General features: G+C 68.5%; 14 protein-coding genes. 3 read left to right on the top strand and 11 right to left on the bottom strand.

Going from position 1 to position 16,741, the window contains the following annotated elements:
- Positions 1–10 precede the first annotated feature (10 nt).
- Positions 11–1,186, bottom strand: a complete 1,176-nt coding sequence (locus tag NE2_RS07020; protein WP_084493856.1) for a cytochrome P450 — start codon at positions 1,184–1,186, stop codon at positions 11–13.
- A 110-nt stretch (positions 1,187–1,296) separates the two neighbouring features.
- Here NE2_RS07020 and NE2_RS07015 point away from each other — a divergent pair, with 110 nt between their 5' ends.
- On the top strand, positions 1,297–2,139 hold the full coding sequence (locus tag NE2_RS07015) for an SAM-dependent methyltransferase (protein WP_063024914.1): 843 nt from the start codon (positions 1,297–1,299) through the stop codon (positions 2,137–2,139).
- 94 nt (positions 2,140–2,233) lie between these two features.
- On the opposite strand, the gene tpiA is transcribed toward NE2_RS07015, so the two are convergent.
- The 8 genes from tpiA to NE2_RS06975 all read right to left on the bottom strand — a co-directional run bounded on the left by tpiA (position 2,234) and on the right by NE2_RS06975 (position 11,900).
- Positions 2,234–3,019, bottom strand: coding sequence for a triose-phosphate isomerase (gene tpiA / locus NE2_RS07010; protein ID WP_063009029.1), 786 nt, complete (start codon positions 3,017–3,019; stop codon positions 2,234–2,236).
- Between the two features lie 2 nt (positions 3,020–3,021).
- On the bottom strand, positions 3,022–4,242 hold the full coding sequence (locus NE2_RS07005) for a phosphoglycerate kinase (protein WP_063024912.1): 1,221 nt from the start codon (positions 4,240–4,242) through the stop codon (positions 3,022–3,024).
- A gap of 4 nt (positions 4,243–4,246) precedes the next feature.
- Positions 4,247–5,266 carry a type I glyceraldehyde-3-phosphate dehydrogenase gene (gap, locus tag NE2_RS07000; protein WP_030514032.1) on the bottom strand — a complete coding sequence of 340 codons (1,020 nt, stop codon included), beginning with the start codon at positions 5,264–5,266 and terminating at the stop codon, positions 4,247–4,249.
- A 467-nt stretch (positions 5,267–5,733) separates the two neighbouring features.
- Positions 5,734–6,717 (bottom strand): DNA-binding protein WhiA, encoded by a 984-nt coding sequence (whiA, locus tag NE2_RS06995; protein ID WP_030514031.1) that lies wholly within the window; start codon positions 6,715–6,717, stop codon positions 5,734–5,736.
- Positions 6,708–7,796 (bottom strand): gluconeogenesis factor YvcK family protein, encoded by a 1,089-nt coding sequence (locus NE2_RS06990; protein ID WP_063024910.1) that lies wholly within the window; start codon positions 7,794–7,796, stop codon positions 6,708–6,710. The genes whiA and NE2_RS06990 overlap by 10 nt, the downstream gene beginning before the upstream one ends.
- The gene (gene rapZ, locus NE2_RS06985) at positions 7,793–8,734 is read right to left on the bottom strand and encodes an RNase adapter RapZ (RefSeq protein WP_030514029.1); all 942 of its coding nucleotides are present in this window, start codon (positions 8,732–8,734) and stop codon (positions 7,793–7,795) included. Before rapZ ends, NE2_RS06990 begins: the two co-directional genes overlap by 4 nt.
- 104 nt (positions 8,735–8,838) lie before the next feature.
- Positions 8,839–10,959 (bottom strand): excinuclease ABC subunit UvrC, encoded by a 2,121-nt coding sequence (uvrC, locus tag NE2_RS06980; RefSeq protein WP_063024908.1) that lies wholly within the window; start codon positions 10,957–10,959, stop codon positions 8,839–8,841.
- Positions 10,960–11,045: 86 nt separating this feature from the next.
- Positions 11,046–11,900 (bottom strand): LysR substrate-binding domain-containing protein, encoded by an 855-nt coding sequence (locus NE2_RS06975; RefSeq protein WP_063024906.1) that lies wholly within the window; start codon positions 11,898–11,900, stop codon positions 11,046–11,048.
- A 71-nt stretch (positions 11,901–11,971) separates the two neighbouring features.
- Between NE2_RS06975 and NE2_RS06970 the strand changes: the two genes are divergently transcribed.
- Positions 11,972–13,012, top strand: a complete 1,041-nt coding sequence (locus NE2_RS06970) for a bile acid:sodium symporter family protein (RefSeq protein WP_084493855.1) — start codon at positions 11,972–11,974, stop codon at positions 13,010–13,012.
- Here the strand turns inward: NE2_RS06970 and NE2_RS06965 are convergent.
- The gene (locus NE2_RS06965; protein WP_063024904.1) at positions 12,990–14,279 is read right to left on the bottom strand and encodes a winged helix-turn-helix domain-containing protein; all 1,290 of its coding nucleotides are present in this window, start codon (positions 14,277–14,279) and stop codon (positions 12,990–12,992) included. The genes NE2_RS06970 and NE2_RS06965 overlap by 23 nt on opposite strands.
- A gap of 126 nt (positions 14,280–14,405) precedes the next feature.
- Here NE2_RS06965 and NE2_RS06960 point away from each other — a divergent pair, with 126 nt between their 5' ends.
- The gene (locus tag NE2_RS06960; protein ID WP_063024902.1) at positions 14,406–16,076 is read left to right on the top strand and encodes an FAD-binding dehydrogenase; all 1,671 of its coding nucleotides are present in this window, start codon (positions 14,406–14,408) and stop codon (positions 16,074–16,076) included.
- Here the strand turns inward: NE2_RS06960 and NE2_RS06955 are convergent.
- Positions 16,073–16,663 (bottom strand): DUF6069 family protein, encoded by a 591-nt coding sequence (locus tag NE2_RS06955; protein WP_063013352.1) that lies wholly within the window; start codon positions 16,661–16,663, stop codon positions 16,073–16,075. The two genes, NE2_RS06960 and NE2_RS06955, sit on opposite strands and share 4 nt — an antisense overlap.
- Positions 16,664–16,741: the final 78 nt, after the last annotated feature.

The raw sequence follows: 16,741 nt of genomic DNA, 5'->3' as shown, positions 1-16,741 counted from the left end.
CCGCCGATGATCAGCGCAGTGTGACCGTTGTCGGCAGCGCGGCGAAACCGCGATTGTTCGAGGAGTGGATGCGGCGCAGCCCGGACGGATCGATGTCGTAGTCGGCGACGCGGGCGGTGATCTCCCCGAGCGCGGTCCGCAACTCCAGCAGGCCCAGATTCGAGCCGAGGCAGTGGTGGCGGCCGCTGCCGAAGACCAGCGCATCGGAGGTGTCGCGATCGAGATCGAAGACATCGGGCCGGTCGAAGACCTCGGGATCGCGGTTCGCCGAACCGGTCAGCAACAGCATCCGCGCGCCCGCCGGAATCGTGACGCCGTGCAGTTCGACAGCCTCGGTGGTGGTGCGCAACTGCGACTGGGTCGCCGGGTCGTAGCGCATGCCCTCGGCGATCCAGTCGTCGACGCGCCCGAGCGCCGCGGCCCGCTGGGCCGGATGCGCCCACCCGGCGTACCAGATATTGCCCAGCGTGAGCATGGTCGTCTCGATCCCCGCGCCGATCAGCAGGATCAGCACGCCCACGATTTCCTCCGGGGTGAGCCGGTCGTCCCCGTCGGCGGCGTCGAGCAGACCGGACAGCAGATCGTCGGTGCGGTGCTTACTGCGTTCGATGGTCAGCTCGGTGTAGTAGCCGACCAGGGCGCCGATCGCCTGCATCGCCTCCGGCCGCAGATCGGTCGACTCCTCCTCGGTGTACATGATCTCCATGCCGAGTTTGCGCACCAGATCGCGATCCGCGGTCGGCACGCCGACCAGTTCGGAGATGACCTCGGTCGGATACGGGCCCGCGAACTCGGTCATCAGGTCGAAACTGCCGCGTTCGAGCAGCGGCTCCAGCAGGCCGATGGCGATCTCGCGCAGCCGCGGCGCCAGCGCCTGCACCCGGCGCGCGGTGAACGCGCGCGTGACCAGGCCGCGCACGCGAGTGTGTTTCGGCGGGTCCATCGCCACGAAGGAGAAGAACTGCTCGGCCTGCGGGCCCCAGAAGGCCGGTTCCATCCGCAGCCCGTTGGCGCTCGAGAAGCGGTCCGAATCACGCAGTGCGGCAAGCACATCGGCGTAGCGCGACAGCGCCCAGAAGTCGTCGTCGGAGTTGCGGAACACCGGCGCCTGCTCGCGCAACTGCGCGTAGACCGGATACGGATCGTCGTGAATGCCGAAATCGTACGGACTGAATTGCACTGACATCTTCGACCTCCCCGACCGCACGGCGGGGGCCGCGCCGGTTCGCCATCCGAGCTGACAGGATGACAGTAGTCGATAATGGTTCGTCGCCGCCGACAGAAGGAAGAGGTGTCATGGAACCAGTGACCGGATCACACGGCCCGCATACGGATCCCGTGGCGCCACCCGGTATCGATGTCACCACCCCGCATCCGGCCCGGCGTTACGACTACTGGCTCGGCGGTAAGGACAACTTCGAGGCCGACCGCGCCTCCGCGGAAGCGGTCGCCGAGGCTTTTCCGAGCGTGCAGATCTCCGCGCTGGAGAATCGGGCCTTCCTGCACCGAGTGGTCGGTTATCTGTCGGCCGAGGTCGGTATCCGGCAATTCCTGGACCTCGGCGCCGGCCTGCCGACCGCCGGAAACGTGCACGAGATCGCGCAGGCCGCCGCGCCCGATTCCCGCATCGTCTACGTCGACAACGATCCGATCGTCGCCCTGCACGCCCGCAGCCTGCTCGACAGCGCCCCCGAGGGGGCGACCGCCTATCTGGAAGCCGACGCGCGCGACCGCGAGCGCATCCTCACCCATCCGGAGCTGCTCGCCACCTTGGATCTGTCGCAACCGGTGGCTCTGATGATGCTCGCTGTCGTGCATTTCTTCACCGACGAGGACCGTCCCTACGACATGGTGCGCCAGTGGGTCGACGCGCTGGCGCCGGGCAGCTATCTGGTCATGTCGCATGCCACCAGCGATCACCTCTCCGAAGAAGACCTCGCCGACAGCGAACAGGCCAACAAGCGCAGCGGTATCCCGTTCCGGCTGCGCTCGACAGCCGAGTTCAGCCGATTCTTCACCGGCCTCGAACTCGTCGAACCCGGGATCGGATCGGTCATCCACTGGCCCACCGAATCCCGGCGTGCCCATCCCCGGCCGGAGGCGGTGTCGATGCTCGGTGCGGTGGCGCGCAAACCCTGATCCGGTTGCTCCACGACGTCGGCCCCGGTTCCGCAGTACGCGGAAACCGGGGCCGAATCGTTTTGTGCTGCAGGCGATTACCCGCCCATGGCGATCAGGGCAGCGGACCGCCCGCGGCGATCGCCGACAGGGTCGCGAATTCGTCGCCCTTGAGCGAGGCGCCACCGACGAGCGCGCCGTCGATATCGGCGGCCGCGATGAGCTCGCCGACGTTCTTGGCGTTCACCGACCCGCCGTAGAGGATGCGCACACCCGCCGCGACCTCTTGGCCGGCCAGCTCCGCCAGTTCGGCGCGCAGCGCACCGCACACCTCCTGCGCGTCCGCCGGGGTGGCGACGCGACCGGTACCGATCGCCCAGACCGGCTCGTAGGCGATGACGACCTTCGCGATCTGCTCCGGCGTCAGCCCCTTGAGCGAACCCCGCAACTGCTCGAGGTTGTACTGCACATGGGTCTGCGCCTCGCGCACGCCCAGCCCCTCGCCGATGCAGACGATCGGCGTCATGTCGTACTGCAGTACCTTCTTGGCCTTCGCCAGCACCGTGGCGTCGTCCTCGTTGTGGTACTGCCGCCGCTCCGAGTGGCCGACCACGACGTAGCTGCACGACAGCTTCGCCAGCATCGCCGCACTGATCTCACCGGTGTAGGCACCGGATTCGTGCACCGACACATCCTGGGCACCGAAGGTGAGCCGCAGCCGGTCGCCCTCGATGAGGGTCTGGATGCTGCGGATGTCGGTGAACGGCGGGATGACCGTGACATCGACCTTGTCGAAGTACTTGTCCGGCAGGGCGAACGCGATCTTCTGCACCAGGGCGATGGCCTCGAGGTGATTGAGGTTCATCTTCCAGTTGCCGGCGATCAACGGTTTGCGTGCCATGATCAGCCCTCCCCGTCCTCGAGCACGCTGATACCCGGAAGCTGTTTGCCCTCCAGGTATTCCAGCGAGGCGCCGCCGCCGGTGGAGATGTGGGAGAACCCGTCCTCCGGCAGGCCGAGCGTGCGCACGGCCGCAGCCGAATCGCCGCCGCCGACCACGGTGAACGCGCCCTTACCGGTCGCACTCACCAGCGCCTCGGCCACCGCGCGAGTCCCCGCGGCGAAGGCCTCGAATTCGAACACACCCATCGGCCCGTTCCAGAACACCGTCCGAGCCTCGGTCAGCAGCGCGGCGAAGCGCTTGGCCGACTCGGGACCGATGTCCAGGCCCATCCAGCCCTCGGGAATCTCGTTGGCGGCCACGGTCTTCGACTCCGCGTCCGCGGCGAACTTGTCCGCGGCCACGATGTCCACCGGCAGGTGGATGACGTCGGCGAAACGCTCCAGCAGCTCCTTGCAGGTATCGACCATCTCCTCCTGCAGCAGCGAGGAGCCGACCGAAAGACCTTGAGCGGCAAGGAAGGTGAAGCACATACCGCCACCGATGACGAGGGTGTCGACCTTGGGGGCCAGCGCCTCGATCACGGCGAGCTTGTCCGACACCTTGGAACCGCCGAGCACGACCGCGTACGGGCGCTCGGTGTCGGTGGTGAGCTTGCGCAGCACGTCGACCTCCGCGGCCACCAGTGTGCCCGCGTAGTGCGGCAGCAGTTGCGCCACGTCGTAGACCGAGGCCTGCTTGCGGTGCACCACCCCGAAGCCGTCGGAGACGAACGCGCCGTCGTCGCCGACCAGCTCCACCAGCGCCCGGGCCAGCTTCTGGCGCTGGGCGTCGTCCTTGCTGGTCTCGCGCGGATCGAAGCGAATGTTCTCCAGCAGCAGCACATCACCGTCGGTGAGGCCCTCGGACCGCGCGAGCGCGTCCTGGCCCACCACATCACCGGCGAGCTGCACGTTGCGGCCCAGCTCCTCGCTCAGCTTCGCGGCGACGGGCGCCAGCGACAGCTTCGGATCGGGTTCGCCCTTGGGGCGGCCCAGGTGGGCGGTGACGACGACCTTGGCGCCGGCCTCGGCCAGCGTCTTGATCGTGGGCACCGAGGCGATGATCCGGCCCGGATCGGTGATCACGCCGTTGTCGAGGGGAACGTTCAGGTCGGAGCGCACGAGTACGCCCCGCCCCTCCACGCCCTCGGCAAGGAGATCCTGAAGGGTCTTGACTGCCATGGGTTTACAGCGACTTGCCGACGAGGCCGATCAGGTCGGCGAGACGGTTGGAGTAACCCCACTCGTTGTCGTACCACGACACGACCTTGACCTGGTCGTCGATGACCTTGGTCAGCGGCGCGTCGTAGATCGAGGAGTGCGGGTCGGTCACGATGTCGCTGGAGACGATCGGGTCGACGTTGTACTTCAGGATGCCCTTCAGCGGTCCCTCGGCGGCGGCCTTGTAGGCGGCGTTGATCTCGTCGATGCTCGCCGACTTGCGCAGCGTCGCGGTCAGGTCGGTGACCGAACCGGTCGGCACCGGCACGCGCAGCGCGTAGCCGTCCAGCTTGCCCTGCAGCTCCGGAAGCACCAGGCCGATGGCCTTCGCGGCGCCGGTGCCGGTGGGCACGATGTTCAGGGCGGCGGCGCGGGCGCGACGCAGGTCGCTGTGCGGGCCGTCCTGCAGGTTCTGGTCCTGTGTGTAGGCGTGGATCGTGGTCATCAGACCACGCTCGATGCCGAATTCGTCGTTGAGGACCTTGGCCAGCGGGCCGAGGCAGTTGGTGGTGCACGACGCGTTGGAGATGATGTTCTGGCTGCCGTCGTACTGGCTGTCGTTGACACCCATGACCACGGTCAGATCCTCACCCTTGGCGGGCGCGGAGATGATGACCTTCTTGGCGCCGGCGGCCAGGTGTCCCTTGGCCTTGGTGGCGTCGGTGAAGATGCCGGTCGACTCGACGACCACGTCGACACCCAGATCACCCCACGGCAGCGCGGACGGGCCCTCCTTGATGGCCAGTGCCTTGATCCGCTGGTCGCCGACCACGATGGTGTCGTCGCCGTCGAGCGAGACGTCCTGCGGCAGCCGGCCGAGGATCGAGTCGTACTTCAGCAGCGTGGCCAGGGTCGCGTTGTCGGTGAGGTCGTTGACCGCGACGATCTCGATATCGGTGGTGCCGAGCGCTTTCTGCGCCTCCACCGCCCGGAAGAAGTTACGTCCGATACGACCGAAGCCGTTGATGCCTACCCGGACAGTCACGTTATCGCTCCTCAGCTTTCAAGCGGATTCATTCCGATGCCAGACCACCCTAATGCCCGGCCATAACATCACGGACACGCCCCTGCCGCGACCTCACCGGCCCGACGCTGCGCCGGTGAGCGTGAGTTCACGCCTCTCGCACCGAACCGTGGCGGCCGCGGCCGCCGGCCCTGCCCATTCGCGGCGGGGATACCCATCTGCCAGGGTTTTCACCTGTTCCGGCTCAGCTGTTTCGGCGCCGGTGGGTTCGGTAGCAAGAGCCTATCGCACCGCGCTCGCCCGCGAAGGCGCCACGAACGCAGGTTGTGGACAACCACGAACCTGTGGACAAAACATCGCTCGTGCGGCACAAGGGGATTCGCGACCACGGCACCGCTCGATTCACCCTCGGACCGGGAAATCGACCGAGGGGCCGTCATCGCGAGGACGGTCCCGGGCCGATGCCGACCACCCGGGACCGGTCCCGCTCACGCGTCTTCGAGCAGTTCGGCGGTGACGGCCGATTCGGTATCGGGAATGCCCAATTCCTTGGCGCGGCGGTCGGCCATGGACAACAGGCGGCGAATACGCCCGGCGACGGCGTCCTTGGTCATCGGCGGGTCGGCCAGCTGTCCGAGTTCTTCCAGCGAGGCCTGGCGGTGCTGCACGCGCAACCGTCCCGCTGCGGCCAGATGATCGGGCACGTCCTCGCCGAGTATCTCCAGGGCGCGCTCCACGCGGGCCGCGGCGGCGACGGCGGCCCGGGCCGAGCGGCGCAGATTGGCGTCGTCGAAGTTGGCGAGGCGGTTCGCGGTCGCGCGGACCTCCCGCCGCATCCGGCGTTCCTCCCAGGTCAGCCGCGTGTCCTGGGCGCCCATCCGGGTCAGCAAGGCACCGATGGCCTCCCCGTCGCGGACCACGACGCGATCGGTGCCACGCACCTCGCGGGCCTTGGCCGAGATGCCCATCCGGCGGGCCGCGCCGACCAGGGCCAGTGCCGCCTCGGGGCCGGGGCAGCTCACCTCGAGCGCCGAGGAACGCCCGGGTTCGGTGAGCGAACCGTGGGCCAGGAAGGCCCCGCGCCAGGCCGCTTCCGAATCGCCGATGCTGCCGCCGACGACCTGCGCGGGCAGTCCACGCACCGGGCGGCCGCGCACATCGAGCAATCCGGTCTGGCGGGCCAGCGCCTCGCCCTCCTTGGACACGCGCACGACATATCGGGAGGTCTTGCGCAAACCACCCGCGCCCAGCACGTGCACATCCGATCCGTAGCCGTAGAGCTCGAAGATCTCGCGCCGTAGTCGCCGCGCGATCGAGCCCATATCGACCTCGGCCTCGACGATCACCCGACCGCCGACGATGTGCAGGCCACCGGCGAACCGGAGTAGGGCCGACAGTTCCGCCTTGCGTGCACTCACCTGCGAGACGGACAGACGGCTCAACTCGTCTTTCACCTCGGCTGTCATCGCCACGAGACCCGCTCCTTTCCACCCAACACGGACCGCACCTGCTGGACCGGATGCCGTCCTTCGACTCGAAGCCCTGCCAATTCCGGCCGAGGTTGGCGGATCACCTGATCCAGTGCGGCGGCTAGCTTTCCAGGGTGGTGCCGGTCCGTCCCCGCCTCGGCGACATCAGCGAAGGTTACTCGTGCACGCAGCTGTTCGGCAGCTCTTGCCACATGTTCGCGCTCCCTACCCTCGGGTACGGAGCCGGAGTCCACCAGCACATGGTCGACAGCGAAATCCGGTGCGTGCTGGGACAATACATGCAGGTGCCGTTCGGCGGAGAATCCCGTGGTCTCTCCGGGCTCCGCCGCCAGGTTCAGGACCAGCACTTTCACCGCGTGGGTAAGCATCAGCGCCTCCCGCAGATCCGGCACGAGCATGTGCGGAATGACGCTGGTGAACCAGGATCCGGGACCCAGCACCACCACGTCGGCGTGCTCGATCGCCGAGGTGGCCTCGAGGCTGGCCGGCGGGTCGGACGGGATCAGCCGGACCCGGCGTACCTTGCCCGGCGTGGTGGCCACCGCGACCTGGCCACGGATACACCGGCTGACCCGCGGGTCGGCCTCGAGGCCGGAGACGTCGGCCTCGATGGTCAGCGCGGTCGGCGACATCGGCAGCACCCGGCCGACGCAGCGCAGGATCGCGGCCATCTCGTCGAGCGCCGCGACCGGATCGCCGAGTACCTCGGCCAGCCCGGCCAGCACGAGGTTGCCGACCGAATGCCCGGCCAGCGCTCCGGTGCCGCCGAAGCGGTGCTGCGCCGTGCGCGCCCAGACCCCGTCGGGGTCCTCGGCCAGGGCCGCCAGCGCCATGCGCAGATCACCCGGCGGCAGCATGCCCAGTTCGGCACGCAGCCGCCCGGACGATCCACCGTCGTCGGCGACGGTCACGACCGCGGTGATGCGCTCGGTGAGCCGGCGGGCGGCGGTCAGGGTGGCGTAGAGACCGTGCCCGCCGCCCAGGGCCACCAGAGTGGGCTCTTCCGAATCGCCGGATTTTCCCGACTCGGAGGTGTCGTCGCTATGGTCCGCGGCGTTCATTCGCGCCCCAGATCCCGGTGGACCACGCGGACGACATCGGTCGAGGCACTGTCGGGCCGGCCCAGCAGTTCACCCAGCTCTTCGGCGATCGCCACGCTGCGGTGCTTACCACCGGTACACCCCACTGCCACGGTCATATATCGCTTACCCTCCTGGCGGTAGCCGCTGGTGGTCAGGTCGACCAGATGGCGGCACGTATTCACATAGTCGTCGGCGCCGGGCCGTGACAATACGTACTCGCTGACCACGGCGTCCTGCCCGGTATGTTCCCGCAATTCCGGAATCCAATGCGGGTTCGGCAGAAATCGGACGTCGAAAACCATGTCCGCGTCCAGCGGAACACCGTATTTGAATCCGAACGATTGGATCGTCACCTGCAGGGCCGCGGGTGCGCCGCCGCCGTAGGCCTCCTCCAACTTGCGGTGCAGCTGATGGACCGACAGCGCGGTCGTGTCGATCACCAGATCGGCGGCGGTCTTGACCTTCGACAGGGCCCGGCGTTCCGCGGCGATCCCGGCCGAGAGGGTGCCGTCGGCGCTCTCGCTCTGCAACGGGTGGCGGCGGCGGGCGAAGCCGAAGCGCCGGATCAGCACATCGTCGGACGCCTCGAGGAACAACAGGCGGGTGCCGACCCCGTTGGCCCGCAGCTGATCGGTGACCCCGGACAGGTCGCCGGTGAAGAAGCGGCTGCGCACGTCCATGACCAACGCGAGTTTGGTGATCGGCGGATCGGCGGCGGCACCGAGTTCGATCAGCCGGCCGATCAGTTCCGGCGGCAGATTGTCCGCGACGTACCAGCCGAGGTCTTCGAGGACTCGGGCGGCGGTGCCGCGCCCGGCACCGGACAGGCCGGTGACGATGACGACCTCGACCGGATGCGCATCGGGCCGCGGCCGGATGCCGGTACTCGCGTTGGGGTTCGATTCGACGCTCGTCATGTCCTATCGGGTTCCGTCCGTGGCTGCCATTCGATCATCCTGCCCGCCCCGACCGGCCGCGGCGGAGCGCGCACCGCCGGCGAAACCGAGCCGTGACCGAGACGTCATTCGGAGTTGAGGGCCGCGAGCACGGCCTTGGCCGTCGCCACCCCGATACCGGGCACCTCCGTGATTTCCTCCACCGTAGCCTGCTTGAGTTTGGCCACCGATCCGAAGTGGGTCACCAGTGCGGTGCGGCGCGCCTCGCCCAGCCCCCGCACCGAATCGAGGGCCGAGGCGGTCATCCGGCGCGAACGTTTGCTGCGATGGAAGGTGATGGCGAATCGGTGCGCCTCGTCACGCACGCGTTGCAGCAGGAACAGCGATTCGCTGGTGCGGGGCATGATCACCGGGTCGGACTCGCCCGGCACCCACACCTCCTCCAGGCGTTTGGCCAGCCCGATCACCGCGACGTCGGTGATGCCGAGTTCGTCGAGCACCTCCGCCGCGGCCGCCACCTGCGGGGCGCCGCCGTCGACGACGTACAGGTTCGGCGGATAGGAGAATTTGCGCGGCCGCCCGGTGGCCGGATCGATGCCGGGCGGCAGATCAGCGGGTTCGGCCTCGGCGGTGGCGATCGCCGCGGCGCCGGCCTGCGGATGTGGAGCACCGGTCCCGCCCGCGTGCTCGGCCGCACCGGCCTCCGCCGTCGCCGCCGCACTGATTTCGTCGAGTTCCTTGCGCAGCCGATAGAACCGGCGCCGGGTGACCTCGGCGATGCTGGCCACGTCGTCGGAGCGGCCCTCGCCCGCGGCCTCCTTGATCGTGTAGTGCCGGTATTCCGATTTGCGCGGCAACCCGTCCTCGAACACCACCAGCGAGGCCACGACATCGGTGCCCTGCACGTGGCTGATGTCGACACATTCGATGCGCAGCGGAGCGCTGTCGAGATCGAGGGCGTCCTGAATACCTTGCAGCGCGGCCGATCTCGCGGTCAGATCGCCGGCGCGCTTGAGTTTGTGCTGGGCCAGCGCCTCCTGCGCATTGCGTTGCACGGTCTCCATCAGCGCCTTCTTGTCGCCGCGCTGCGGCACCCGCAGCGCCACGGAAGAGCCGCGCAGCCCCGACAGCCAGCCCTGCACCTGCTCCGGATCACCGGGCAACTCCGGCACCAGAACCTCGCGCGGAACCGCGGTCGCGGGAGTCTCGGTATCGGTGTGCTCGGCGAAGGCGGCCTGTTCGCCGTAGAACTGGGTGACGAACTGTTCCACCAGCGCGGCCAGCTCACTCGGCCCCCGGGCACCCTGGTCGATCGGCGCGGCGCCCGCGGCGTCTTCGGTACCGGCCCAGTTCAGGTCGACGGCGTCGCCGGATTTGTCGACCACCCAGCCGCGCTGGCCGCGCACCCGCCCGTCGCGCACGTGGAAGATCTGCACCGCGACCTCGAGTTCGTCGGAGGCGAAGGCGATCACGTCCGCGTCGGTGCCGGTGCCCAGCACGACCGCCTGCTTCTCCAGTGCGCGTTTGAGCGCGGCGACGTCGTCGCGCAGGCGTGCGGCGGTCTCGAAGTCCAGATCCGCTGCGGCGGACTGCATTCGGCGTTCCAGCTCCCGCACCATGCGGTCGGTGCGGCCGGACAGGAAGTCGCAGAAGTCCTCCGCGATGCGGCGGTGCTCGTCGGCGTCGACCCGGCCGATACAGGGTGCCGAACATTTGTCGATGTAGCCGAGCAGGCACGGACGCCCGATCTGCGTGTGGCGCTTGAACACTCCCGCCGAACACGTCCGCACCGGGAACACCCGCAACAGCAGATCCACCGTCTCGCGGATGGCCCAGGCGTGGGCGTACGGCCCGAAATACCGCACGCCCTTCTTGCGAGCGCCCCGATAGACGAACACCCGCGGATATTCCTCGTTCATACTCACCGCGAGCATGGGGTAGGTCTTGTCGTCGCGGTAGCGCACGTTGAAGCGCGGATCGAATTCCTTGATCCAGTTGTACTCCAGCTGCAACGCCTCGACCTCGGTGGATACCACCGTCCACTCGACGCTCGCGGCGGTGGTCACCATCTGCCGGGTGCGCGGATGCAGCGAGGACACATCGGCGAAGTAGGAATTCAGGCGGCTGCGCAGACTCTTGGCCTTGCCGACATAGATCACCTGCCCGTAGGAATCCCGGAATTTGTAGACGCCGGGTTCGACGGGAATGGTGCCCGGTGCGGGCCGATAGGTCGCGGGATCTGCCACGGAACCAGGTTAACGACCGGCACCGACAGCGGATACGCGCCGTGACCGTGAACGGTGTGCGGGCGGTGACAGGCGGCACGCGGTGGTCATCGGTGCATGCGGTGGGCGCCGGCGACGATCGCGTCGCAGAGCGCCTGTTCGGGTTCGGAGAGCCGGCTGTGCCGGCGCAGCAGCACGAACTCCAGCTCGCCCAATTCCGGCAGCTTCTCGTCGTCGATCGCGAAAAGTCCTGGCGGAAGCAGGGTTTCGGCGTGCGCCACGACCCCCAGCCCGGCCAGCACCGCGGCCCGCAGGCCCAGCTGGCTGTCGCTGACGCAGGCGATCCGCCAGGTCCGTCCTTCCCGCTCGAGTGCGCGCAGTGCCACGTGCCGGGTCAGGCTCGGCGGCGGATAGGTCACCACGGGGACCGGATCGACGATGTCGCCGACGCCCGAACGCCCGGCCCACACCAGCCGGTCGCGCCACAGCAGTTCTCCGTGCCGCTCGCCCGGCAGCCGCTTGGCCACCATCAGATCCAGTTCGCCCGCCGCCATCCTCGTCTTGAGGTTCTCGCTGAGCCCGACGATCAGTTCCAGATCCACACCCGGATGCGACCGCTGGAATTCCAGCAGGACGTCGGGCAGTTCGCGCGCGACCAGATCGTCGGAGGCACCCAGCCGGATCAATCCCGTGAGCCGGGAATCGGAGAAGTAGCGGTCGGCCTCGGCCTGTGCGCCGAGGATGTTGCGCGCGAAACCGACCATCGCGGCACCGTCGGCGGTCAGCGCCAGATTGCGGGTGTCGCGTCGGATCAGTTCGCGGCCGGCGGCCTGCTCGAGCCGGGCGATATGCCCGCTGACCGTGGACTGGCGCAGGCCCAGGATGCGGCCCGCCGCGGTGAACCCGCCGGCGCGTTCGACCGCCAGGAAGGTGCGCAGCAATTCCGGATCGAACACATTCATCACGATACTCGTTCATAGATATCGCTTCCATCGACTTTGGCGATCAGTAGTGGACGCCGTACCGTGGCGAGGTGACGTTGCTGGCCAAACTCCGTATCGACGGGTTCCTGCTGGGCTTGTTCGCGGCGATGGCGATCGGCCTGATCCTGCCCGCTCGCGGCGGCGCGGCCGACGTACTGGAGTGGGGCACCAAGGTAGCGATCGCGGTGTTGTTCCTGCTGTACGGCACCCGGCTCGAACCGCGCGAGGCGCTCGCGGGCCTGCGGCACTGGCGGCTGCACACGACGGTGCTCGCCGCGACCTACATCCTGTTCCCGCTGCTCGGCCTGGCGATGCGACTGCTGGTCCCCTCGGTGCTCAGCGACGAGCTCTACACGGGAATGCTCTACCTGTGCCTGCTGCCCTCGACGGTGCAGTCCTCGATCGCGTTCACCGCCATCGCGCGCGGCAATGTCGCGGCCGCGGTGGTCAGCGCGTCGGTGTCGAACCTGCTGGGCGTGTTCCTGACACCGCTGCTGGTGATGCTCCTGATGCAGACCACCGGCGACGCCACCGTCTCGCCGATGTCGATCGCGCAGATCGTGGTGCAGCTGCTGCTGCCGTTCATCGCCGGTCAGCTGCTCCGGCCGAAGCTGCATCGCCTACTGGCGCACACCACCCTTACCAAGATCGTCGACCGCGGTTCGGTGTATCTGGTGGTCTACGCGGCCTTCAGCGCGGGCATGGTCGAACACGTCTGGCAGGGGCTGGCCGTGGGTCGTCTGCTGGCGGTCGTGGGTGTGGCGATCGTCCTGCTGGCGGTGGTGCTGGGCGTGACGGCGGGAGTGGCGCGGCTGTTCGGATTCGACCGGGCCGATCGCATCGTGGTGATCTTCTGCGGGTCCAAGAAGAGTCTGGCCACCGGCCTGCCGATGGCGACAGTCCTGTTCGCCGGACATCCGGTGGGCCTGATCGTGTTGCCGCTCATGATCTTCCACCAGATTCAGCTGATCACCTGCGCCGCGCTGGCCGGGCGGTGGGGGCGCGCGGCGGACGAGGCCGAGGCGGCTCGGACCGCGACCACCTCCCCCGATGCGGCGGTCCCCGGGATCACCCGGGCTCCGCGACCCTGACCCCGGCCGGCACCGAAACCCGTTCGCGGGCAGCCACGTCGACCGCCAGCGCCGCGGCCAGATCGCCGCGCTCGCCGACCACCACGGTCTCGAGCTCGAGCCACCCGGCCATCGCCTCCAGCTGCCGGGCCAGCTCGTGGGCGATGCGCGCGTGCGGCCGACCGGGTTCGGCGAAGGCGCCGAGCACGTGCAGCCGGCCGGTCGCCCGGTCCGCGCGCAGATCCACCCGGGCCACCAGCTCGCCGTCGAGCAGGAACGGGAACACGTAATAACCGTGCACCCGTTTGTGTTCCGGGGTGTAGATCTCGATCCGGTAGTGGAAATCGAACAGCCGCTCGGTGCGCGGCCGGAAGAAGATCAGCGGGTCGAACGGGCACAGCAGTGCGGCGCCCTCGACCCGCCGCGGGATCCGCGTCCCGGTACGCAGATAAGCCGGCTTGTCCCAGCCGTCCACCCGCACCGGCTCGAGCTCTCCCGCGTCGACCAACTCGGCCAGCGCGGGTTCACATTGCCGCCGATGCAGCCGGTAGTAGTCGCGCAGATCGGTCTCGGTGGCCACACCCAAGGCGTCGGCGGCCCGCAGGACCAGTTCGCGCACCGCATCCGGTTCGTCGACGCGGCGGCCGACGACCTCGGGCGGCAGCACGCGCTCGGTGAGGTCGTAGTGCCGCTGAAAACCCACGCGCTTGTCCACCGAGAGCTCCCCGGTGGCGAACAACATCTCGCACACCACCTTGGTGTCGCTGTGGTTCCAGCCCCAATGATCCTTGCGCCGAGGGCGATTCAACTCGAGCTGGCGTTCCACCTCCGCCGCGGTGCACGCGCCGACCTCGTCGATCACGCTCAGCACCCGCCCGGGCAGGTCGGGATTCTCGTCGAGCACCCGGCGCGCCCCACCCCAGCGGCCGTGGGCGTACCCGGCCATCCGCCATCGCAGCAGCGGCCAATCCTCCACCGGAATCAGCGCCGCCTCGTGTGCCCAGTACTCCACGAGCCGCCGCGGCCGCCGCGCACTGTGATCCCATATCGACTCGTCGAGCAGCGAACGATCGTAGGCGCCGATCCGGGCGAACACCGGCGCGTAATGCGCGCGGACCACCGCGGCGACCGAATCCAATTGCAGCAGTTTGGTATTGCGGACGACTCCGAGCACCGCGCGGCGCGTCGACGAACCTCCCGCGCCGTCCGTCCGGTCACGGGCGGTGGTGGCGAATCCCTGGGCGGCGAGCGCGGCCCGGCGGGCCGCGGCGGAGGTGATGGTGCGCACGCACCGAATCTGCCATGGGCCACCGACAGATATGGCGGAGCCGGGCTCGGGACGGCTCGAATCTGCTACCTTGAACACGTTCGATACACGAATGTATCCAAATCGCCCGAACGCGGAGGAGTACCCGTGGCGCCGTCACAACAGCCGGATGTCATCGTCGTCGGAGCCGGGCTGGCCGGACTGGTGGCCACCTATGAACTGACCCGGGCAGGACGGCGGGTACTGGTTCTCGACCAGGAGAATCGCAACAACCTCGGCGGGCAGGCTTTCTGGTCGCTGGGTGGACTGTTCCTCGTCGACAGTCCCGAGCAGCGACGCCTCGGCATCAAGGACTCCTTCGCGCTGGCCTGGCAGGACTGGCTGGGTTCGGCCGGATTCGATCGCGACGACGAAGACCACTGGGCGCGCCGGTGGGCGCGCGCCTACGTCGAGTTCGCCGCCGGAGAAAAGCGTCAGTACCTGCACGATCTGGGGTTGCGGGTCACTCCCCTGGTCGGCTGGGCCGAACGCGGCGGAGCCACCGCCGACGGGCACGGCAATTCGGTGCCGCGCTTCCACCTCACCTGGGGTACCGGGCCGGAGGTGCTGCGCGTCTTCCTGGAACCGATACTGGCCGCGGAGCAGCGCGGACTGGTCGAATTCGCGTTCCGGCACCGGGTCGACGATCTGATCGTCGAGGACGACGCGGTGGTCGGCGTCCGGGGCAGCGTGCTGGAACCGAGCGACCTGGATCGAGGCGTGGCCTCGTCGCGAACAACGGTGGGCGAGTTCGAATTCCGCGCCCCGGCGGTGCTGGTGTCCTCCGGCGGCATCGGCCACAACCACGACCTGATCCGGAAGAACTGGCCCACCGAACGGCTCGGCCCCTGCCCGCAGACCATGATCTCCGGCGTGCCCGCCCATGTCGACGGCCGCATGCTCGCGATCTCCGAATCGGCCGGCGGGCGCATCGTGAACCGCGACCGGATGTGGCACTACACCGAGGGCATTCACAACTGGGATCCGATCTGGCCCGATCACGCCATCCGCATCATCCCGGGACCGTCGTCGCTGTGGTTCGACGCGAACGGAAAGCGTTTGCCCGCACCGTGTTTCCCCGGTTTCGACACCAATGCCACGATGAAGGCGATCCTCGACACCGGCTACGACTACTCGTGGTTCGTGCTCACCCAGTCGATCATCAAGAAGGAGTTCGCGCTCTCGGGTTCCGAGCAGAATCCCGACCTCACCGGTAAGGACCTCAAACTCACGCTGAAGAGCCGCGCCGCCAAGGGCGCGCCCGGCCCGGTCGAGGCGTTCAAGCGGCACGGCGTGGACTTCGTCGTCGCCGACACCCTGCCGGAACTGGTGCGCGGCATGAACGAGATCGCGCGCGGCCCGCAACTGGACGTCGCCGTGCTGGAACACCAGATCGTCGCCCGCGACCGCGAACTGGACAACAAATACAGCAAGGACGCGCAGCTGATGGCGATCGCCAACGCGCGCCGCTCACTCGGCGACAAACTGGGCCGGGTCGCGGCGCCGCATCGGATTCTCGATCCCGCACACGGTCCGCTGATCGCGGTACGGCTCAACGTACTGACCCGCAAGACGCTGGGCGGATTGCAGACCAATCTGGACTCGCAGGTGATCCGCTCCGACGGCTCCCCCTTCCCCGGCCTGTATGCCGCGGGTGAGGTCGCCGGCTTCGGCGGCGGCGGCGTCCACGGCTACAACGCCCTGGAAGGCACCTTCCTCGGCGGCTGCATCTTCTCCGGCCGCGCGGCCGGGCTCGCGATGGCCCGGCTGCCGCGTTAAGGCCGTTCCAGGCTCTTCGCCCCGACGGTGCGGGTCAGGCTGAAGATCGGCAGGCCGATCACCAGATGTTCGATGGCGGTGGTCACTCCCACCCAGATGTCGCTGGACAGCGTCAGCGGGATGACCACCGCCGCGGCGATGAGAATCCCGACGATCCAGGCGAAGAACATGTCCGGCGACGGCGTGCCCAGATGCAGCAGATACCAGAGCACGCCGGCGAGCAGGGCGCAGAAGAAGGCCACCACCGCGAACCAGTAACCCTGCTCGGCCATCGGGTTCCAGACCCCGAACTTGCCGCTCTCGGTGGCGCGGGTGGCGATGACGTCGATGATCCACGCGCACAGCCAGGCCGCCAGCGCGGTCACGATCGCGGTGGCGAGTACCCCGCCCGCGAACATGCCCACGTTGACCTCGGGTCGCCGCCGCGGCGCGGGCTGCTGCCCGCCCGGCGCCCGGTAGGGCTGATAAGCGGGATCCTGCTGGTAGTAAGCGGGATCCTGCCGGTAGGCGGGGTCCTGATAGCCGCCCGGCTGATAACCGCTTTCGTACCGCGTGGTGTGCTGCTCACGCGGATCCTGGGGATGCACCGCCGATCACCTCCGTCGAGTGTGTGTGCCGAGTCTAGGGCCACACCCGCCGCTCGGCGCGCCTTCGGCATACCCGGT

The organism is Nocardia elegans NBRC 108235, from assembly GCF_001612845.1.
Lineage (GTDB): Bacteria > Actinomycetota > Actinomycetes > Mycobacteriales > Mycobacteriaceae > Nocardia > Nocardia nova.
The sequence above is the reverse complement of the archived record's forward strand: the minus strand, read 5'-3'. Positions and strand labels throughout refer to the sequence as shown.